The sequence below is a fragment of the Streptosporangium sp. NPDC000239 genome (assembly GCF_040300765.1).
Lineage (GTDB): Bacteria > Actinomycetota > Actinomycetes > Streptosporangiales > Streptosporangiaceae > Streptosporangium.
On the sequence record NZ_JBEPEI010000007.1, the window covers coordinates 292,391 to 311,502 of the forward strand.

General features: G+C 71.1%; 21 protein-coding genes. 14 read left to right on the forward strand and 7 right to left on the reverse strand.

Going from position 1 to position 19,112, the window contains the following annotated elements; translation table 11 throughout:
• Window positions 1-53 precede the first annotated feature (53 nt).
• Window positions 54-299 (forward strand): thioredoxin domain-containing protein, encoded by a 246-nt coding sequence (locus ABT340_RS20445; RefSeq protein ID WP_352012351.1) that lies wholly within the window; start codon window positions 54-56, stop codon window positions 297-299.
• 67 nt (window positions 300-366) lie between these two features.
• Here ABT340_RS20445 and ABT340_RS20450 read toward each other — a convergent pair whose 3' ends face one another.
• Complete coding sequence (locus ABT340_RS20450) at window positions 367-1,335, reverse strand: pirin family protein (protein WP_352012352.1); 969 nt, start codon at window positions 1,333-1,335, stop codon at window positions 367-369.
• A 306-nt stretch (window positions 1,336-1,641) separates the two neighbouring features.
• Between ABT340_RS20450 and ABT340_RS20455 the strand changes: the two genes are divergently transcribed.
• Window positions 1,642-2,613: a bile acid:sodium symporter gene (locus ABT340_RS20455; RefSeq protein WP_352012353.1), complete on the forward strand. Its 972-nt coding sequence runs from the start codon at window positions 1,642-1,644 to the stop codon at window positions 2,611-2,613.
• A gap of 68 nt (window positions 2,614-2,681) precedes the next feature.
• Here the strand turns inward: ABT340_RS20455 and ABT340_RS20460 are convergent, their stop codons facing one another.
• The 3 genes from ABT340_RS20460 to ABT340_RS20470 all read right to left on the reverse strand — a co-directional run bounded on the left by ABT340_RS20460 (window position 2,682) and on the right by ABT340_RS20470 (window position 4,892).
• Complete coding sequence (locus tag ABT340_RS20460) at window positions 2,682-2,990, reverse strand: hypothetical protein (RefSeq protein ID WP_352012354.1); 309 nt, start codon at window positions 2,988-2,990, stop codon at window positions 2,682-2,684.
• 145 nt (window positions 2,991-3,135) lie between these two features.
• Window positions 3,136-4,323, reverse strand: coding sequence for an MFS transporter (locus ABT340_RS20465; RefSeq protein WP_352012355.1), 1,188 nt, complete (start codon window positions 4,321-4,323; stop codon window positions 3,136-3,138).
• A complete protein-coding gene (locus ABT340_RS20470; protein WP_352012356.1) occupies window positions 4,320-4,892 on the reverse strand; it encodes a Chromate resistance protein ChrB in 573 nt (190 codons plus the stop codon). Before ABT340_RS20470 ends, ABT340_RS20465 begins: the two co-directional genes overlap by 4 nt.
• 62 nt (window positions 4,893-4,954) lie before the next feature.
• Here ABT340_RS20470 and ABT340_RS20475 point away from each other — a divergent pair, with 62 nt between their 5' ends.
• The 7 genes from ABT340_RS20475 to ABT340_RS20505 are packed head-to-tail and all read left to right on the forward strand — an operon-like array spanning window position 4,955 to window position 11,893.
• Window positions 4,955-5,503 carry a MarR family winged helix-turn-helix transcriptional regulator gene (locus tag ABT340_RS20475; RefSeq protein WP_352012357.1) on the forward strand — a complete coding sequence of 183 codons (549 nt, stop codon included), beginning with the start codon at window positions 4,955-4,957 and terminating at the stop codon, window positions 5,501-5,503.
• Window positions 5,500-6,786: an MFS transporter gene (locus tag ABT340_RS20480; RefSeq protein ID WP_352012358.1), complete on the forward strand. Its 1,287-nt coding sequence runs from the start codon at window positions 5,500-5,502 to the stop codon at window positions 6,784-6,786. Before ABT340_RS20475 ends, ABT340_RS20480 begins: the two co-directional genes overlap by 4 nt.
• Window positions 6,787-6,828: 42 nt before the next feature.
• Complete coding sequence (locus ABT340_RS20485) at window positions 6,829-7,455, forward strand: TetR/AcrR family transcriptional regulator (protein ID WP_352012359.1); 627 nt, start codon at window positions 6,829-6,831, stop codon at window positions 7,453-7,455.
• A complete protein-coding gene (locus tag ABT340_RS20490; protein ID WP_352012360.1) occupies window positions 7,452-8,342 on the forward strand; it encodes an ABC transporter ATP-binding protein in 891 nt (296 codons plus the stop codon). Before ABT340_RS20485 ends, ABT340_RS20490 begins: the two co-directional genes overlap by 4 nt.
• Window positions 8,339-9,910, forward strand: coding sequence for an ABC transporter permease (locus tag ABT340_RS20495; protein ID WP_352012361.1), 1,572 nt, complete (start codon window positions 8,339-8,341; stop codon window positions 9,908-9,910). The genes ABT340_RS20490 and ABT340_RS20495 overlap by 4 nt, the downstream gene beginning before the upstream one ends.
• A gap of 32 nt (window positions 9,911-9,942) precedes the next feature.
• Window positions 9,943-10,491: a YciI family protein gene (locus ABT340_RS20500; protein ID WP_352012362.1), complete on the forward strand. Its 549-nt coding sequence runs from the start codon at window positions 9,943-9,945 to the stop codon at window positions 10,489-10,491.
• Between the two features lie 34 nt (window positions 10,492-10,525).
• Entirely contained in the window at window positions 10,526-11,893 is a 1,368-nt protein-coding gene (locus ABT340_RS20505; RefSeq protein WP_352012363.1) for a pyridoxal phosphate-dependent decarboxylase family protein, read from the forward strand.
• Between the two features lie 127 nt (window positions 11,894-12,020).
• Here ABT340_RS20505 and ABT340_RS20510 read toward each other — a convergent pair whose 3' ends face one another.
• From ABT340_RS20510 to ABT340_RS20520, 3 genes are all read right to left on the reverse strand, one after another.
• Window positions 12,021-12,413 carry a PepSY domain-containing protein gene (locus ABT340_RS20510; protein ID WP_352012364.1) on the reverse strand — a complete coding sequence of 131 codons (393 nt, stop codon included), beginning with the start codon at window positions 12,411-12,413 and terminating at the stop codon, window positions 12,021-12,023.
• A gap of 92 nt (window positions 12,414-12,505) precedes the next feature.
• On the reverse strand, window positions 12,506-13,783 hold the full coding sequence (locus ABT340_RS20515) for a sensor histidine kinase (RefSeq protein ID WP_352012365.1): 1,278 nt from the start codon (window positions 13,781-13,783) through the stop codon (window positions 12,506-12,508).
• Window positions 13,780-14,466 (reverse strand): response regulator transcription factor, encoded by a 687-nt coding sequence (locus ABT340_RS20520; RefSeq protein WP_352012366.1) that lies wholly within the window; start codon window positions 14,464-14,466, stop codon window positions 13,780-13,782. Before ABT340_RS20520 ends, ABT340_RS20515 begins: the two co-directional genes overlap by 4 nt.
• A 102-nt stretch (window positions 14,467-14,568) precedes the next feature.
• Between ABT340_RS20520 and ABT340_RS20525 the strand changes: the two genes are divergently transcribed.
• The 5 genes from ABT340_RS20525 (at window position 14,569) to ABT340_RS20545 (ending at window position 19,112) form a co-directional block, all read left to right on the forward strand.
• Window positions 14,569-15,021 carry a hypothetical protein gene (locus tag ABT340_RS20525; protein WP_352012367.1) on the forward strand — a complete coding sequence of 151 codons (453 nt, stop codon included), beginning with the start codon at window positions 14,569-14,571 and terminating at the stop codon, window positions 15,019-15,021.
• A gap of 1,193 nt (window positions 15,022-16,214) precedes the next feature.
• The gene (locus tag ABT340_RS20530; RefSeq protein ID WP_352012368.1) at window positions 16,215-16,400 is read left to right on the forward strand and encodes a hypothetical protein; all 186 of its coding nucleotides are present in this window, start codon (window positions 16,215-16,217) and stop codon (window positions 16,398-16,400) included.
• Between the two features lie 101 nt (window positions 16,401-16,501).
• Window positions 16,502-17,140 carry a restriction endonuclease gene (locus ABT340_RS20535; protein WP_352012369.1) on the forward strand — a complete coding sequence of 213 codons (639 nt, stop codon included), beginning with the start codon at window positions 16,502-16,504 and terminating at the stop codon, window positions 17,138-17,140.
• 128 nt (window positions 17,141-17,268) lie between these two features.
• Window positions 17,269-18,480, forward strand: coding sequence for a sensor histidine kinase (locus tag ABT340_RS20540; RefSeq protein ID WP_352012370.1), 1,212 nt, complete (start codon window positions 17,269-17,271; stop codon window positions 18,478-18,480).
• Window positions 18,468-19,112, forward strand: a complete 645-nt coding sequence (locus tag ABT340_RS20545; RefSeq protein WP_352012371.1) for a LuxR C-terminal-related transcriptional regulator — start codon at window positions 18,468-18,470, stop codon at window positions 19,110-19,112. Before ABT340_RS20540 ends, ABT340_RS20545 begins: the two co-directional genes overlap by 13 nt.

The window sequence follows — 19,112 nt, forward strand, 5'->3', positions numbered from 1 at the left end:
GGGACACTAGATCACCCCACCGACAACCCCAGGGACGGCGAACCCGGCCAGGCTTGAGCCCCGTTTACGAAGGAGCCGCCGCCCCGCTCACAAGGCTGCGCCACAGCGAGGTCAACATCTGGAAGGACCCTGACGCGGCGGCGTTCGTCCGCTCGGTCGCGGACGGGAACGAGACCGTGCCGACCGTGACCGTGGCCGGGGAGACGATGGTGAACCCCTCCAGGAGCCGGCTGTTCGAGGCGGTCAGGGAGCACGCCCCACACCTGATGCCCGGCGCCGGGAGGTCAACCGGAACATGACCGGCCCCGGAGATTCCGATGTTCGTCTGGGCGGGTCAGACCCGCCCAGACGGTGGAGACGGGTGCGTCAGGCGTGGTCCCCCGCGGGGATCGAGCCCAGGCGGCCTGCCTTGTAGTCGTCGAAGGCCTTGACCAGCTCCTCGTGGGTGTTCATGACGAACGGTCCGTAGTGCGCGACCGGTTCGCCGATGGGCTCGCCGCCGAGGACGATGACCTCCAGGCCCGAGGTGGGCGAGGCGGTGATCGTGATGGTCTCGGCGTCGGTGGCCAGGCCGGGCCGGTTGCCGAAGCCCTCGAAGACGGCGAGCTGCCCGCCGGCGATGGACGCCTTCTCCGCGCCGACGCTGCCCTTGCCGGACAGCGCGTAGGCCAGGGCGTTGAAGTCCTTGCGCCAGGGCATCGTGAGCTGCGCCCCGGGGCTGATGCTGGCGTGCAGCAGGGTGATCGGGGTGTGGGTCGCACCGGGCCCGGCGTACCCGGCCACGTCACCGGCGATCAGCCGGACCAGCGCGCCACCGTCGTGACTGCTGAGCAGGGCGACGTTGGCGCGTCCGATGTCCTGGTACTTCGGGGTGAGCATCTTGTCCTTGGAGGGCAGGTTCACCCAGAGCTGGATGCCGTGGAAGAGGCCGCCCTGCTGGACGAGCCACTCCGGCGGGGCCTCGATGTGCAGCAGACCGGATCCGGCGGTCATCCATTGGGTGTCGCCGTCGGCGATGACACCGCCGCCGCCGTGGGAGTCCTGGTGGACGAAGGTGCCGTCGATGATGTAGGTGACGGTCTCGAAGCCGCGGTGCGGGTGCCACGGCGTGCCCTTGGGCTCGCCCGGCGCGTAGTCCACCTCGCCCATCTGGTCCATCATGATGAACGGGTCGAGGTATTCGAGCTTGATCGCCGCCAGGGCCTTGCGGACGGGGAAGCCCTCGCCCTCGAAGCCGCTGGGCGCGGTCTCGACGGCGAGCACCTTCCGGCCGATCCCCAGGTCCTGCGGGATGCGGGGCAGGGCCAGGACGTTGTCGACGGTTACGGCGGGCATGTCTGCGCTCCCTTCAGCGTGGTTCGCCACTCACAACTCAGTTGATGTTTCAACTATTCCGGGGCGGTGGACCGCCGCGCGCAGTGATCGTCCGGTGGCGGGGCTCGGCACCAGGCGATCTCCGGGCACAAGCATGCCGTGAGGCACGGCTCTTGACGGTGCGGCCACCGGCCGTGGGCAGGAACCCGCCGAGCCGGCCCGAAGGCCTAGCCTTGCCGGCGTGCGCGTTTTCCGAGGTCGCGACCGGCCCGGGCAGGCGGCGCGCGTGTGCCCTCGGGACGAGAGGAACGAAGAGACGCCGTGGACATGAGCCGAGCCGTGGAGTGGTGGGACAGGCACCAGATCCCCCTCTATCTGGTCGCGATCGCCGCCGGTGCGTTCGCAGGGCTCGCCGCTCCCCGGATCGCCCCGGCTCTGGAGCGCGCGATCAACCCGGTGCTGGCGTTGCTGTTGTTCGCGACCTTTCTCGCCGTGCCGATGGCCGAGATCGGACGGGCCTTTCGTGACGTGCGCTTCCTGGTCGCGGTGCTGGTGGCGAACTTCGGCGCCGTACCGGTGCTCGTCTACGGCCTGTCCCGGTTCGTCGCCGACGACCGGGGGCTGCTCCTGGGGTCGCTTCTGGTGCTCCTGACCCCGTGTGTCGACTACGTGATCGTCTTCACCGGCCTGGCAGGCGGAGCACGGGCGCGGCTGCTGGCGGCGGCACCGCTGCTGATGCTCGCGCAGATGCTTCTGCTGCCCCTCTACCTGCTGGTGTTCGCGGGTTCGGACGTGCTCGCCGTGGTCGAGGTCACCCCGTTCCTGGAGGCGTTCGGTGTGCTCATCGCCGCGCCTCTGGCGGCCGCGGCGGTCGTGCAGGCGCTCGCGCGCCGCCACCGGGCCGGCCGGATCGTCGAGGAGGCCATGGCCGGATCCATGGTGCCGCTGATGATGGCCACTCTCGCCGTCGTCGTCGGTTCCCAGATCTCCGCGGTCGGCTCCCAGGCCCTCGCCCTGCTACGCCTGGTCCCGCTGTACGCCGCCTTCGTGGTGCTCGCCGTCGCCATCGGCAGGCTCACCGCCCGGACGGCGAGCCTCGACGTGGCGGCCACCCGGGCGGTGATGTTCTCCGCCGCCACCCGCAACTCCCTGGTCGTGCTGCCGCTCGCCCTGGCCCTGCCCGCCGTACTCGACATCGCGCCGCTGGCGGTGGTCACCCAGACCCTGGTCGAACTGGTGGCGATGGTCGTCCTCGTCCGCCTCGTCCCCAGGCTGGTTCCCGAACCGCTGCCGGCCTGAACGAGGCTCCCGGTACGACGGAACCCCCGGCCCGCGCCGGGGGTTCCGCCTTCGCTCACAGGGGCGGATCAGGGGTTGTCGTAACCGATCCAGTTGATGTACCAGCCGTACTGCTGGGCGATGGCGGGCGTCAGCGGCCTGCTGTCCTTCCACTGGACGTAGACGCGGAACTTGCTCGCCGTGGCGTCGTAGACGGCGCTGGGGCCGACCAGCGACCACTGGTTGCCGCCGGTGCTGCCGATGGAGGTGACGTAGACGGGGGCTCCGGTGAAGTGGGCCGCGGTGGTGTCGACGTCGATGTAGATGCCGTTGGGTCCGTAAGCCTGCCAGCCCTGCCCGGGGGCGGTGTGTCCGGAGGCGATGCGCGCAGTCGGCATGATGCGTCCTCTCGCGAGATACGAACTGTCGCGCTAAGTGTTCATTCAATGACTATGGGTGTCTACAGATGCTTCCCTGCCCCTTCCGCCACACACACCCCACCTTTCCGACAGGTGTCCGACGGCGGGCGAACGGGGCACGTGGTCAGGGGCTCGCCGGGCGTTCGGGGGAGAGGCGGCGCAGGAGGAGGCCGATGAGGGGCGGAAGGGCGAGCAGGATGGCCAGGGCGGCGTATCCATGGGTGAGGGAGGCCGCGGTGGCGACGGCGGCGACGAGCAGGGGGCCTCCGGCGTCGCCGAGTTCGCGGCCGAGCTCGGCGGCGCCCATGGTCTGGCCCATGCGTTCGGGAGAAGTGCGGGCGGCGAGAGCGGCGAAGCCGAGCGGGGTGATGAGCCCGGTCCCGACGCCGATCAGTACGGCGGCGACCAGGACGCCGGCCAGGCCGGGCAGCGTCGCGCCCGCCAGGCCAACGGCGGTGATGAGCAGCCCGGCCACGATGCCGGTTCGGGTCGTCAGGCGCCCCTCGTCCAGCGCGCGTCCGGTGCGGGGCTGCACGATCGCCGCGCAGGCGGCCAGGACGGAGACCGCGGCGCCGGTGGCGACGGTGCCCAGGTCGGCGGCCCTGCCGGAAACGGGCAGGAACCCGACTCCGACGGACAGTGCGGCGGTGGCGGCGGCCAGCGCCGCGGTGGGCGCGAGGAAGGCCGGGTCGGCCAGGCGCCTGACCAGGTCGAGGACCGTCTGACGGCTCTTGGGCAGCGGCGGTACGGCGGGCACGGCCAGCGCGGCCCACACCGCCACCACCACACCCAGCACCGCGAGGACCGCGAACAGCGACCGCAGTCCGCCCGCCCACACCAGCAGCCCGCCCAGCAACGGGCCGAGGGTGTAGCCGATCGACTTGTGGAAGCCGTATCCGCCGAAGGCCCGCCCGAGCTTCGCCGCCGGGTTGAGGCGGGCCACCAGGGCCGAGGCCGACGGGGAGAACGCCGAGGCCGCCGCGCCCTGTCCCAGGCGGGCGGCCCACAGCCATCCGGGGCTGTCGGCGACGACGTAGACGGCGGAGGCGAGTGCGAACGCCACCAGGCCGCCCAGCAGTACCGGCCGGGCGCCGATCCGGTCGGCGACGCTGCCGAAGAGCGGCTTGAGCAGCACCTCGGCCCCGTCGTAGAGGGCGAGCAGGCCGCCGAGGACGAGCAGGGAGGTGACGGCGTCATCGGAGAAGCCGCCGAGGTTGGCGGCGATCCCGTGCGCGCCGAACGCGGTGGTGAACCCGGCCGCGTACAGCGGCCACATCTGCCGGGCCGGAGCGGCCTGGGCCTGTCCTGTCACCGCGTCCGTCCCGGTTCCGGCAGCTCGTGCAGCGCGGCGAAGACCCGTTCGGCGTAGTCCTCGCACGCCGCCGCGCACTCGCGCAGCCGCCGCCCGGCTTGCGCCGCCTCGGGCGCGCCGAAGACGTCCCGCGCCGTCAGGTCACGGTGCCAGCGCCGCAACCGCTCCAGCGACTGTTCCTCCTCCTCAAGTTCGGCCAGGGTGAACTTGCCGATCCCGATCTCCTTGGCCAGTTCCTGCTCGAACTTGCCGCAGTCGGCCAGGAACTCCGTCCAGTCCGCCGAGCGCGCCGCGGTGAACATCTCCCGCAGTCGTTCGGCGTCGCCGCTGTCGCGCCCGGCCGCGACAAGCGTGACGAACTGGCCGCCCGCCTGTCCGGTGAGTTCGCCCGCCCGGGTGACACCGTCGGTGAACACGGGGACGTCCGGTACGGCCCACACTCCTTGCCCGAGCGACAGGGCGCCCATTTTGCGTAGTTCCCGCCATACGGCCACCCGGTGCCGGGACGGTTCCGCAGGGACCTTGACCAGGAAGACGAGCCACCGACCCGCCTGCTGAGAGTCAGACACATCATGGAATGTAGCAGCCGTTACAAGCCATCAAATCGTATGAGTGCTGTTATATTAGCACTGTGACATCTTTGGACCCCACCGCGTCGCCCGGTCGCTGGGACGCGCTGCACACCCTGCTGGGCGACCTGGACCGCCAGATCGAGACCTTGTACACGGATCGGGGCATCGAAGGCGTCCGCTCCCGGTTCGTCCATCCGTTGATCCGCCTCGCGCACACCGGCCCGCTGACGATCCGTGAGCTGGCGGAATCCCTGGGCCGCTCGCACTCGGCGATGAGCCAGACGATCTCGGTGATGCGCCGCGAGGGCCTGGTCAACTCGGAACCGGGCACGGACGCCCGCACCCGGCGCGTCACCCTCACCGACCGCGCCCGCGACCTCATCCCCTTCCTCGAAGCCGAGTGGCGCGCGACCGAGGCCGCCGTCGCCGAGCTCGACGACGAGATCCCCCACCGGCTCAGCGCGGTCGTCGCCGAGCTGGAGAGCGCGCTGGCCCGGCGGTCCATGAAAGAGCGGATCCTCTCCCATCTCGGTGAGTTCCCGGCCGCCGAGACCACTTCCGCGGAGGCTTCCACAGTGGCTTCCGCGGAGGGGGAGATCCGGCCGTGAGCTGGCGCGAAAGGCTGATGGACGTCCGGCCCCTCCGCGACAGCCGGCACTTTCGCGACCTGTGGATCGGTTCCGCCCTCGCCTCGATCGGCCGGCAGATCGCCGTCGTCGCCGTACTGCTACAGGTCTGGGACCTGACCCACAGCTCGTTCTGGACCGGGGTCATCGGTCTCGCCACGGGTCTGCCGCTGCTGGCCCTCGGCCTGGTCGGCGGGTCGCTGGCCGACACCGTCGACCGCAGGAGCCTCGTCCGCCTCACCACCGTCGGCCAGGCCCTGACGGCCGCGGGGCTCGTGGCGCAGGCCGCCGCGGGGAACCGGTCGGTCGCGCTGCTGCTCGCCCTGGTCGCCGCCCAGTCCGGCTGCTCGGCGCTCGGAGCGCCCGCCCGCCGTACCTTCCCGGTCCGGTTGCTGCCCGCCGGCCAGGTCGCCGCGGGGCTCGCCCTGCAGAACATCGCCTTCCAGGCGTCCATGCTCGTCGGGCCCGCCCTCGCCGGTTTCGTGCTCGCACGGTGGCACTATCCCGCCGCGTACACGATCCAGTTCCTGGCCGGGCTCGCGTCACTGGCCGCCGTGGTCAGGCTGCCCCCGATGCCCGCCCTCACAGCGGAGGACGGGCCGGAGACCGACGGCGGATCGCGGAGCAGGCGCGGGCCGGCCAGGGGAGGCTGGCGGATCAGCCTCCAACGCCCCACCCTGTGGGGTTCCTTCTCCGTTGACCTCGCCGCGACCGTCCTGGCCATGCCGGTCGCGCTCTTCCCCCTGGTCAACGAGATCCGCTTCGCGGGCGACCCGCGCACCCTGGGGTTGTTCCTGACCGCGCTCGCGCTCGGCGGGATCGGCGCGGGCCTGTTCTCCGGGACCGTCACCCGTCTGCGCCGCGGCGGCCTCGTCCAGCTCGTCGCGGCCACGGTCTGGGGGCTCGCCCTGGCCGGGTTCGGCGTGGCCGGGCCGATCTGGCTCTCCCTGCTCTGCCTGGCGGTCGCCGGTGCGGCCGACACCGTCTCCGTGGTCACCCGGGGCGCGCTGGTACAGCTTGAGACCCCCGACCGGTACCGGGGGCGGGTGTCCTCGGTCGAGCACGTCATCGGCATCGCCGGTCCCGAGATCGGCAACTTCAGGGGAGGGGTGCTCGCCTCCCTCACGTCGGCTCCGGTGGCCCTTCTGGTGGGCGGGCTGACGGCCGCGCTCGCCGTCGTCTCCGTCGGCCTCGTCAACCGCCCCCTGCGGACCTACCGCGTCCCGGCCGAGCATGAGGCCGTACGGCAGGCCGAAGTGAGTTGAACACTTGAATTGGTTCCAATACGTGTGTATAGACTCTTGGACGTGCGACCAATATCCGAAGAGGACCTGACGACACGGGCCCGCATCCGTGACGCCGCACTCGGGCTGTTCGCCGAGCAGGGCGTCAGGGCGACCACGATCCGGGGGATCGCCGCCGCGAGCGGCGTCTCACCCGGCCTTGTGCAGCATCATTTCGGCACCAAGGAGGAGCTGAGGCAGGCGTGCGACGACTACGTCCTCGGCTACATGCGTGAACAGGTCGACGTGGGCATCACCGGCCGCAACCTGGAGAGGCCGGAGTTCATCGAGAACGTCCACCGCACCGCGCCCCCGCTGATGAAGTACCTCGGCCGCGCGCTCGTGGACGGCTCGCCCGGCGCGGCCGCCATGTTCGACGAGCTCGTCGCCATAACGGAGGAACACCTGGCCCGCGAGGGGCACGCGGAGGCGGACCACCGCGCCCGCGCGACCGTGCTGACCGCCATGAAACTCGGCATCACGGTGCTGCACGAGCACGTCTCCCGCGCGCTCGGCACCGACGTCTACTCCGCCCCGGGCACCGTACGCGTCGGCAAGGCCCAGCTCGACCTGATCAGGCCGGAGTTCCTCGGCCGGGAACTGTTCGAACAGGCACGGACCGGGCTGGACAAGTTAGAGGAGCGACGATGAGCGCGGCGGTGCGGGTCGAGGCCCTGGTCAAGAGCTTCGGGCAGGCCAGGGCCCTGGACGGGCTGGACCTGACCGTCAGGACAGGGGAGGTGCACGGCTTCCTCGGACCGAACGGTTCGGGGAAGACCACCACGACACGCGTTCTGCTCGGCCAGATGCGCGCCGACTCGGGCAGGGCCGAACTCCTCGGCGGCGATCCCTGGCGGGACGCGACCGAGCTGCACCGGCGGCTCGCCTACGTGCCCGGCGACGTCACCCTGTGGCCCTCGCTCACCGGCGGTGAGGTCATCGACCTGCTGGGCAGGGTGCGCGGAGGCCTGGACCCCCGGCGACGCGCCGAACTGCTCGAACGTTTCGAACTCGACCCGCGCAAGAGATGCCGCGCCTACTCCAAGGGGAACCGGCAGAAGGTGGCGCTGGTTGCCGCCTTCGCCTCCGACGTCGAACTGCTGATCCTCGACGAGCCGACCTCGGGCCTCGACCCGCTGATGGAGGCGGTCTTCAACGAGTGCGTCCTGCGGGAGAAGCGCGACGGCCGTACGGTGCTGCTGTCCAGCCACATCCTGTCCGAGGTCGAGACACTGTGCGACCGCGTGAGCATCATCCGCGCGGGCCGTACCGTCGAGTCCGGCAGCCTGGCCGATCTTCGGCACTTCACCCGGACCTCGGTCACGGCCCAGCTCGCCGGACCCGTGCCCGGCCTGGCCTCGCTGCCCGGCGTGCACGACCTCACCGTGGACGGCGCCCTGCTGCGCTGCCAGGTGGACGGCGACGCGCTCACGGCCGTGCTCGGCGAGCTGTCCAGGGTGGGCGTGCGCACGCTGACCACGCGGCCGCCGACGCTTGAGGAGCTGTTCCTGCGCCACTACGAGGGAGCCGCGGCGTGACCGGGACCTGGACGTTGATCCGGCTCATCCTGCGCAGGGACCGCGTGCTGCTGCCGGTGTGGATCGTGATCAGCGCGCTGCTCCCGGCCGGTGTCGCCTCCGCGACCGCCGCCCTGTACACCGACCAGGCCGCCCGCGACGCCTTCACCGCGGCCTCGATGAACAACCCCGCCCAGCTGGCCATGCGCGGCCCCGTCCACGAGGCGAGCCTCGGCGGCCTGACCGCCTGGACGCTCGGCTCGTCCGGGGCGTTGATCGGCGGCCTGGTCAGCATCCTGCTGGTGATCAGGCACACCAGGGCCGAGGAGGAGGCCGGCAGGCGCGAACTGCTGGCCTCGGGCGTCGTCGGCCGTCACGCCCCGCTGGCCGCCGCGCTCACGGTCGTGCTGGCCGCCAACCTGCTGCTCGGCCTGCTGTCGGTCCCCGGCCTGGTCCGTGAGGGCCTGCCCGCCGGCTCATCGGTGCTGTTCGGGCTGTCGACGGCCTCCGCGGGCTGGGCGTTCGCGGCGGTGGCCGCGCTCACCGCGCAGCTGACCGCGGCTTCGGGTACGGCGCGCGGCGTCGCGGTCGCCGCGGGCGGTCTGCTGTTCGCGGTGCGTTCACTGGCCGACGCCGGTGGCGTCCCCTGGCTCGCGTGGCTTTCGCCGTTCGGCTGGGCCAGGCTGACCAGGCCCTACGCGGGTGACCGGTGGTGGGTGCTGGGAGTCGTCGTGGTGTCCGTCGCCGCGCTGACGGCCTCCGCGTTCGCGCTGTCCACGCGGCGTGACGTGGCCGGTGGCCTGCTGGCCGCCCGGCGGGGACCCGCCGCCGGGACGCTGCGGGGCGGGATCGGCCTGGCCTGGCGGCTGCACCGGGGCACGATCGTGGGTTCCGGGATCGGGTTCTGCCTGCTGGGCGTGTTGCTCGGCATGGCGGCGCGCGGGCTGGACAGCCAGGTGGACACGCCGCAGTTCCGGGAGCTCGCGGCGACGATCGGAGGTCCGGGAGCGCGCGTCTCCGAGGTGTTCTTCACGTTCGTGATGTACGTGCTCAGCCAGATCGTCACGGCGTTCGCGCTGGTCTCGGCGCTGCGTGCCCGGAGCGAGGAGGCCGCGGGCAGGGCCGAGCTGCTGCTGGCCGCCCCGGTCGGCAGGTTGCGCTGGGCGCTGAGCCACCTGGTGTTCGCCGTCGCGGGCCCGGCGTTGCCGCTGGCCGTCCTGGGGGCGAGTGCGGGGCTCGCCTACGAGGGCGACGCGCTCCGCGTCGCCGGGGCGACGCTGGCCTATCTGCCCGCCGTCTGGACCGTGGTCGGGTTCGCGACGCTGTTGTTCGGCGTGCTGCCCCGGCAGGCGGCGGCCGCGAGCTGGAGCGTGCTCGGCCTCATCCTGCTCGTGGACCTGCTGGCGGAGTTCAGGCTGGTCGGTGGGGGCGTTCAGGACCTCTCACCGTTCGTGCACGTGCCGCCGGCACTGCTCGGAGACGCCTCCTCCACGGTCGCGCCGTTGCTCGGGCTGACCGCGGTCGCGGGCGCCCTGGTCGTCGCGGGGCTGGCGCTCCTGCGCCGCCGCGACCTGGTCCCTTCAACCTGACGGACTTTTCGGATATATCGCGATAATGAGGCATGGAGTTCTTCTGCTACCACCGTGACCGGCCCGGTTCGGTGGCGTTGCGTCACGAGCTGCTGGAGGAGCACTGGTCCTACATGGACCGGTACGCCGCCGAGATGATCGCCCGTGGCCCGACCTTCGACGACGACGACACCCCGACCGGGAGTGTGCACATCGTCGACCTGCCCGATCCCGCCGCCGCCCGCGCGTTCGCCTTCGACGAACCCGGCTACCAGGCCGGGGCGTACCGCGACGTCCTGCTGCGCCGGTGGCGCAACACGCTGGGACGCACCATGTGGGACTTCCCCGGCGGCCGGACCGGCGGCGACCGATACCTGGTGCTCGGCCTCGGCTCCGGGCAGCCCGCCGACCTCGCCGTCCCCGCCGCCCGGGACGGGCTGATCTCGTACGGGCCGCTGCTGTCCGACGACGGCGAGAGCTGGCTGGGGACGGCGGCACTGGTCCGGGCTCCGGACGCGGACACGGCGCGCGCCGTACTGACCCCGGACGGATACGCCGGCATCGAGGTGCACAACTGGTGCTTCGGCGGACGCCGGTCCTGAGCGCACGAAGCCGGTTTCGAGGAGACGAGAAGCGTTGGCAGAGGAACCGAACCGGCTGTTTCGCACGGCCGCCGACCACGCCACCGGTTACCGCCGGTCACTGCCCGGCAGGCCGGTGGGAGTGCCGGTCGACCAGGAGGCGTTGACCAGGGCGTTCTCCGGCCCGCTGTCCCGGGACCCCTCCCCACCGGAGCGGGTGCTGGCCGAACTGCTCGCCGCGGCCGAACCGGGCCTGGTCGCGAGCGCGGGCCCAAGATACTTCGGATTCGTCGTCGGCGGCGCGCTGCCCGCCGCGACCGCGGCCGACATGCTGACCGCCGGTTGGGACCAGCTCGCGACCAACGCCGTCACCTCACCCGCGGCCATCGCCGCCGAGGCCGCGGCGGGCGCCTGGCTGAAGGACCTGCTGGGGATCCCCGCGTCGGCGTCCACCGGATTCGTCACGGGCTGCCAGGCGGCCAACACCGCCGGGCTCGCCGCCGCCCGGCACCGGGTGCTGGCGGAGGCCGGGTGGGATGTGGAACGGCGCGGGCTGCTCGGAGCACCACCGATCCGGGTGATCGCGGGGGAGGAGCGGCACGGGACGATCGACCGCTCGCTGCGGTTGCTCGGTTTCGGGACGGACGTGATCGAACCGGTACCCGCCGGACCGAACGGTGCCATCGACATCGAGGCGTTGCGGATGTCGCTGCGAGCCGCCTCCGGGCCGGCCATCGTGTGTCTCCAGGCGGGCAACGTGAACACCGGTGCCTGCGACCGGCTCGGGGAGGCGTGCGAACTGGTCCACAGGCACGGTGGGTGGGCGCACGTGGACGGGGCGTTCGGGCTGTGGGCCGCGGCGAGCCCGGCGACCCGGCATCTGGTCGACGGAGTGGAACTCGCCGACTCCTGGGCCTGCGACGGCCACAAATGGCTGAACCTTCCCTACGACTCGGCCTTCGCGTTCTGCGCCCGGCCCGACGTGCACGCGGCGGCGATGTCCTACGCGGCCGCCTATCTGACAGGTTCCGGCGGCGCGCCCGTGGGAGCCGACCTCACCGCTGAGTCGTCGCGCCGGGCCCGGGGATTCGCGGTGTGGGCCGGACTGCGGGAGCTGGGCAGGGACGGAGTCGCGGCGCTGGTCGAGCGCTGTTGCGCGCTGGCCCGCCGGTTCGCCCAGGGACTGGCCTCGGCCGGGTTCGAGGTGGTGAACGAGGTGGTCCTCAACCAGGTGCTGGTGGGGTTCGGGGACGACGCGCGCACCGAACGGGTGATCGCCGCGGTTCAGGCGGACGGCACGTGCTGGGCGGGCGGCACGACCTGGCGGGGACGGCGGCTGATGCGGATCTCGGTGTCGAACGCCACCACGACGGAGGCGGACGTGGACCTGTCGGTCGCCGCGATCACCCGCCTCGCCGTCTGACCGATCACCGTACGGCCCTGACCCGGCGCGCGGCGACGGCGATGACCGTCCGCCCGGCCGGATTCGGCCTGCTCGCCGAGGGCCCGCCCGTGACGGAGTGGGCCGATCGGCAAACGGGCGGAGGTCCTCAGTCGTCGTCCTCGGCGTCGTGCCTGCTCGCGTCGTCGCGGTGGTCGTCGTCGGGCTTGCCGGTGACCAGGGAGCCGGTCTCGGCGTCGACGGCGAACTCCCGCTCGCCGCCGTCGCCGCCCTTCACCTCGATCTGCCAGGTCCGGCGGCCGTGTTCGGTCTCAAGCTCGGCGGAGGTCACCCAGCCCGCGGGGACCTGCTCCAGGGCCGTCTTCTCCGCCTGCGAGCTGAGGACCTTGGGGGCCGCCTTGGCGGCGCCGTGGTCCCCGGGGGCGTCCGACGTCGTGGCCGAAGGGGTGGGCTCGGCGTTGGCGGCCGTCATGGCGGCTCCGCCGCCCGCCACGAGTACGGCCGCCGTGGCGATACCAGCGATGATCATGGGCTTGCGCATCCGAACCTCCGGTGCGGTAGACGTTCTTGCTGACGTCTCCAAACCTGCCGTGCCGGGTGATAGCGCGGGCCTGTGACAGTCCTAAACGCGGGTTAACGCGGGCCGGGCCCGAACTCCACGGTGACGCGGGCGCCGCCTGCGGGGCCGTCGGCCAGCGTCATGGAGCCTCCGGAACGTTCGGCGGTACGGCGGACGATGTCCAGCCCGAGGCCGGTCGAGGACGCGCCGCTGACTCCGCGCGTGGCGGCGCCTGGGTGCCGGAACCCCGGCCCCCGGTCGGTGACGAGGAGTACGGCTCCGCCGCCGTCACGGGCCGACAGCCGTACCTCGAAGTCCGTGCCCTCGGGTGTGTGGGCGAAGACGTTCTCCAGCAGGGCGTCGACGCAGGTCGTCAGGGCCTCCTCTCCGACGCCCACCGGCAGGGGAGGATCGGCCAGCTCCTGGCTGACCAGGCGGTCCTGGTCATGGGCCAGCATCGACCAGTGCTCCAGGCGTTCGGCCACGACCCGGGCGGCGTCGCATTCCCCCGGTGCGTCATGGCGGGCGCGCCGCGCCTCTTTGATCACCCGCGTGACCATGCGTTCCATCGACTCCACGGCGGCGCCCACGCGGGTGGCCTGCTCGCTTTCCGGCAGCCCTTCGGCCTCCAGCCGCAGCACGGTGAGCGGCGTTCGCAGCTGGTGGGACAGATCGGCGACCGCCTCCCGTTCCTGGGCCAGCAGGACACGGATGCGCTCGGCGAGGTGGTTGAGCGCTCCGGCCACCTGCCGTAGTTCTTCGGGGCCCTCTCCGGGCGCTCTGGCGGTGAGGTCTCCGGCCGCGAGCCGGTGGGAGACCTGCGCGATGCCGGTGATGAGACGTATCTGTGAGCGGGCGAGCCGGTCGGCGACAAGCAGACTGACGGCCAGCACACCGGCTCCCACCAGCGCGAGGATCAGCCAGGCGCGCCTGACCCCTCTGGTGAGGTCGGCGTCGGAGACGAAGGCGCGGATGACGGTCGTGCCCGCGGAACGGCCCGCGACGGCGACGAGGATCTCCCTGCCGCCCCGCGCCTGGGCGGTCAGGCTGCGCCCGGTGAAGGCCAGCCGTACGGCCTCGGAGCGGGGGGCGGGCTCACCCAGGACCGCACCGGTGGGCAGGAAGACGGTCAACGGGTGGCCGTTGGTGCCGTTGGCCTGTTCCACGGCCAGCTCCAGGGCGGGGCCCGTACCGACCGAGGCCACGGGGACCAGCGACTGCGCGCGTACGAGCGCGTCGGCGGTGGCGCGGTCGGCGGCCAGCATGAGCGCCAACAGCGCCAGCGGCACCAGGAAGGCCACCAACGCCAGGGACACCATGGAGGCGACCAGGACGAGCAGACGCCGCCTCATGTCGCCGGGTCCACCAGCTTCACGCCGACGCCGCGGACGGCGCGGATGTAGCGCGGCTGCTGCGCCGACTCGCCCAGTTTGTTACGCAGCCAGGACAGGTGGACGTCGACGGTCTTGTCGGCGCCGCCGTAGGGCAGCTGCCACACCTGCGTCATCAGTTCGCGTTTGCTGACCACCTGGTCCGGCCGGGCCGCCAGGTAACACAGCAGGTCGAACTCCTTCGGCCGCAGGTCCAGGGGGCGGCCCGCCAGCGTGACGTGGCGGCTGCGCGGGTCGATGCGCAGTTCGCCCACCACCAGGGGCTGCGAGGCGTCGTCCTCCCCCTGCAGGCGGCGGAGCACGGCGCGGATACGGGCGTCGAGCTGGACCGCTCCGAACGGTTTGACCAGGTAGTCGTCGGCCCCGGCGTCCAGAACGCGGGCGATCTCCTGCTCGTCGTCACGGGCGGTGGCGACGATGATCGGCACCGGGCTGACCGCTCGCAGCATGCGAACGACCTCGTGGCCGTCGATGTCGGGCAGGCCGAGATCGAGGATCACCAGATCCGGACGATCCTCGACGGCCCTGTGCAGCCCGGACATGCCGGTGACGGCCGAGGTGACCGCGTGGCCGCGTTCGGTCAGAGCCCGCATCAGCGCGGAGCGTACGGCGGCGTCGTCTTCGACGAGGAGTAACTGTGCCATCACCTCCACCGTATGAGCATCGGAGGGCGTCGCGGCCGGTTCCTCCTTGGCGTTGAACCGGCGTTAGGCAAGCGTTAGGACTCGGCATGGCAGGCTGGCCGGGTGAAACGTCGCTCGCTTGCCGCGGTGCTCGGCTGGGTGGCGGTCGCCTGCGCCACGACGGCGACCACCACCTGGGCGATCGCCCTGCTGGGACAGGGGCTGAGCCGGCAGGTCGTCTCCCCGATGAGCCACGCCGAGATCACCCAGGCGCTCGCCGCGGCCACGGCGGCCGGGGAGACGGGCGGCCCGCCCTCTCCCTCCGAGGGAGCCGGGGGAGTCAGCCGGGCCTTCACCACCCCCGGAGGGTCCGTCGTCGGCACCTGCGTGACCGGCCAGGCGTCCCTTCTCGCGTGGAGTCCGGCGCAGGGGTACGCCACCGACGATGTGAGCAAGGGGCCGGGGCCCTACGCCTCGCTGGAGTTCGAATCCGAGAACGACAAGATCACCGTCAGGATCACCTGCGTCCGGGGCACCCCCACGATGACCCTCAAGGAGGACGGGGACCGCGACTGAGACCACGGTCTGGCGGCCGTTCGTGAACGCGTTTCTTGTGAATCGTGAGGGTCGTTCCAGCGGATGGTCCTGCCAACGTCGACGGTCGTGTGATCCTGGCGACAACTGGATAAATCTCCTCGAAGCGCCGCTCCGGCTCGTGGGCCGTCCTTTCGGGAGGGTGACGGAGACAGCGTCCTCACGTTCTCCATGAATCGTGACGAGCCCGGGATCCGTGGATTCCGTCACGGAAACGGCCGGAAATCTTTTGCTGCCGAGTTCCAATATTACCTGGAAAACCGTAAAAAGATAGTGAAACCGTGATGCCCGGTGAGTATGAGATCCGATGATTGATTCAGTGGTTTTCAAGAAACGCCGATGATGCCGTCACGCACCTTCTCTGGAAATGGCAGGCGCGGTCACCCTTGAGGACCCTCCCATGACGCCATGCAAAACGTTGGCGTCTAATGTAGTTCTGCGAATCGATCAGCCAAACACCAAGTATCGCCGACACGGCTCTAACCCGAATTCACCCTCCATCAACCCATGAAGATATTTATAATTTTCGCTAATCCGTAAAGGAGCCAAGCCCCGTCCGTCATCTTTATGTACTTCAGGCTTTCGACTCCGTCGCCAAGCATCCGCATACCCCAGCCCGAAGGCTCGTGGGTCTTTAGGCGGCGTAGGGTCCGATGTCGCCTCACACGAATCCCCGTCTGCGCCCGCCCGGGCCCTCCGGGCGATGAGAGGTTGCTGCGTGGCCGGCGATGGAGGGGAACGGCCGCCACGCGAGGAGAAAGGTCTCCGATGTGGAGCCTCCACATCGGAGGCGCCCTTTCCTCCGATGAGAGCAAGCGGCAGGGGCAGGGATGGCGCAGAGGTGTCGAGGAGCCCAACCCGGTGGTCGTGAACTTCGTTCCGCGTAGTGACCGTTCGATGGTTCCGGCGCCGTACCCCCTATCACCTTTCTGTCATGTTGAGAAGGGGATAGATCACTTCCCAAAAGGGAACGGATTTATTATTCCCTGGTTCCCGAGTGGATTGCCGATCTGGGGGCTTTTGTCGGCGGCTCGTGTTTATATCTCCCATAGGCCGACGTGCCGCAAACATCATCGGTTTACCTTCAGGGAGTTGTTATGCCTCCAGGCAAGTACTATCGGCGGGGACATTGGGTCAGCAGGCCGAGGCCGAAAAGCGCGCAGGCGTCCGGATGGATGGTCCTGGCAGTCCTCGCCGCCCTGGTGTGGTTCGCCACCCTGGGGTCCGGCACAGACGGGAACACACCGCAGAAGCCGTCGCAGATCTCGAAGACCGTGCCCCCCGCCCAGGCCCCGGCAGCCGAGCAGCCCGCGGACCCGGCTGACGAGCTTCCGCCGCCAGAACCGACCGGAGCGCCGTGAGCCGCTGGAGACTTCCCGCGCGTCTTCCCTGGCCACGGCTGCCGGCCAACCCGGTGGAATGGTGTGCCGCCGTAGTGGTCGCGGTGGTCGCAGGTTCCTTCGTGATCCGGGGAGTTCAGCTCGCCGCCGACCTGATCCTCGGCCGTTGGTACATCGGCATCCCGGTCGGAGCCGGTGCTCTCGTGGCGATCACGATGTGGGCGCGGTGGGGCGTCGCCGCTCTGCGTCGCCGGTCCGATCGTCTACACGGGGTGCGGTTGGCACTGCCCACGCTGGACATGATGTCCCCTACCGCTTTCGAGTGGGCGGTACGCGACCTCATGGCGCGCGACGGCATCGCCGCCCGGCATGTAGGACAGCGGGGAGACAAGGTGGCCGACGTCATCGGCCGTGATCGCGGCGGATACGTCATCGTCGCCCAGTGCAAACACACCACCACCGCGGCCAAGGTCGGAGCCCGGGTCATCTACGAGGTCAACGGGACCGCTCATCCCGTGCACGGGGCGGACGTCGCGGTGGTGGTCACCAACGGCTCCTTCACCCGCGGCGCGCGGCGGACCGCCGACGACTTCCGGATCCATCTGATCGGCAGGGAGGAACTGCGCCGCTGGGCCAGCGGGGCGGTGTCCCTGCAGGGGCTGCTGGGGCTGACCACACCACTGCGGCGCTGGCAACGCCTGCGCCGTACTCCCTCCCTCCTGATCCGTCACACCTCCACACCGAAACGCGCTCAGCGGTAGGCCTTTGCGAGCGATTCAGCACGGGACGATGCCCTGACCAGAGGTATCGGCTCTGCCGGGCAGAGCCGGAGACAGCCCGGTGTCGCGGGCGATTCGTGCTGTCTGCAGCACCATGCAGAATGTCGCCCATGAACGTCCTGACGGCCACCCGGAACGCGGCGCTCTTCCTGATCGCCGGGTTGGGCACCGCGCTGCTCGCGCTGCCGCTGGTGTGGCTGGTCGTGTGCACGGCGCTGCTGAGTCTGTCCGGCGTCGGCCTGCCGCTGATCACACCGGTGACGCGTCTGGTCAGGCGGCTTTCCGGGTGGCAGCGCCGCCGCCTCGGGATACCGGCTCCGCCGTACCTGCCGCTTGAGGGTCCGCTGCCGGCGCGGGTGCGCGCGGCGGTCGGCGACCCCGTCGCCCCGCGGGAGGTGCTCTGGCTCCTCGCGCACGGCGTCACCGGGATCGTCCTCGGTCTCCTGGCGATCGGCCTGCCCCTGACCGCGCTCAACGCCGCGACCCTGCCGTTGTGGTGGTCGCTGCCGACGGGCGACCCGCCGTCGGTGCTCTGGTATCCGATCGACTCATGGCCTCTCGCCCTGACCGGACCGGTCGTCGCCGCGGGATACGTGGGCGTGGCCTGCCTGGTGTTACCCCCCGCCGCCGGCCTGTCCGAACGGCTCAGCCGTCGTCTGCTCAAACCCGTGAGCCGGGTACGGCTGGCGCAGCAGGTGGCGATGCTGACCGCGGCCAGGGCCTCGGCGCTCGAAGCCCACGCCCAGGAGCTCAGGCGCATCGAGCGCACCCTCCACGACGGCACCCAGAACCGGCTGGTCGCGCTCGTCATGCACCTGGGCATGCTCGAACGGGCTCTGGCCGACGCCCCGGAGAGCACCCGGCGGCTGACCGAGCGGGCGCAGGAGGCTGCCTCCGACGCGTTGGCCAACCTGCGCGACGCCATCCGGGCGATCCATCCGCCCGTCCTCACCGAACACGGGCTCGACGGCGCGCTCGGCGCGCTGGCCGCGCGCAGTCCCGTTCCCTGTACCGTCGAGATCGCCGATTTCCCCCGTCTGCCGGCGGCGGTCGAGGCGGCGGCCTACTTCACCGCCGCCGAGGCGCTCACCAACGTCGCCAAGCACAGCCACGCGGAAAAGGCCGTCGTGCGCGTGCACCTGGACGGCGGCCTGCTGGTCGTCGAGGTCGAGGACGACGGAGTGGGCGGTGCCCGGAGCGGCGTCGGCAGCGGCCTGACCGGAATCGGTCACCGATCCGCCGCCTTCGGCGGCCGGACCGCCCTGACCAGCCCGCCCGGCGGGCCGACCGTGCTGAGAGTGGAGTTGCCATGCGGGTTGTGATCGCCGAAGACGACGCGCTGCTGCGCGAGGGGCTCGTGTTGCTGCTGACCGCCGAGGGCATCGAGGTGATCGACGCCGTCGACAACGCCGCCGACCTGCTCGCCGCGGTCTCGGCCGAGGCTCCCGACGCGCTCGTCGTGGACGTACGGCTGCCGCCGGACTTCAGGGACGAGGGCCTGCGCGCGGCCATCGAGGCCAGGCGGATGCGGCCCGGGCTGCCCGTGCTGGTCCTGTCCTCCTATGTCGAGGACAGCTACGCCGCCGCTCTGCTCAGCGAGGGCGGCGTGGGTGTCGGTTACCTGCTGAAGGAGCGGGTGGGCAAGGTACAGACCTTCCTCGACGCGCTGCGTCGGGTGGCCGAGGGCGGGACCGTCATCGACCCCGAGGTGATCGCCCAGCTCCTGGTCCGACGCCGGGCCGGTGACCCGCTCCACACATTGACCCCGCGTGAACGGGAGGTGCTCGCGTTGATGGCGGAGGGGTTGTCCAACGCCGATCTCAGCGAACGGCTGGTCGTCAGCGAGGGGGCGGTCAACAAGCACGTCAGGAACATCTTCGCCAAACTCGGCCTGCTGCCCTCCGACAGCGGCCACCGCAGGGTCCTCGCGGTGCTCGCCTACCTCAAGGCCTGA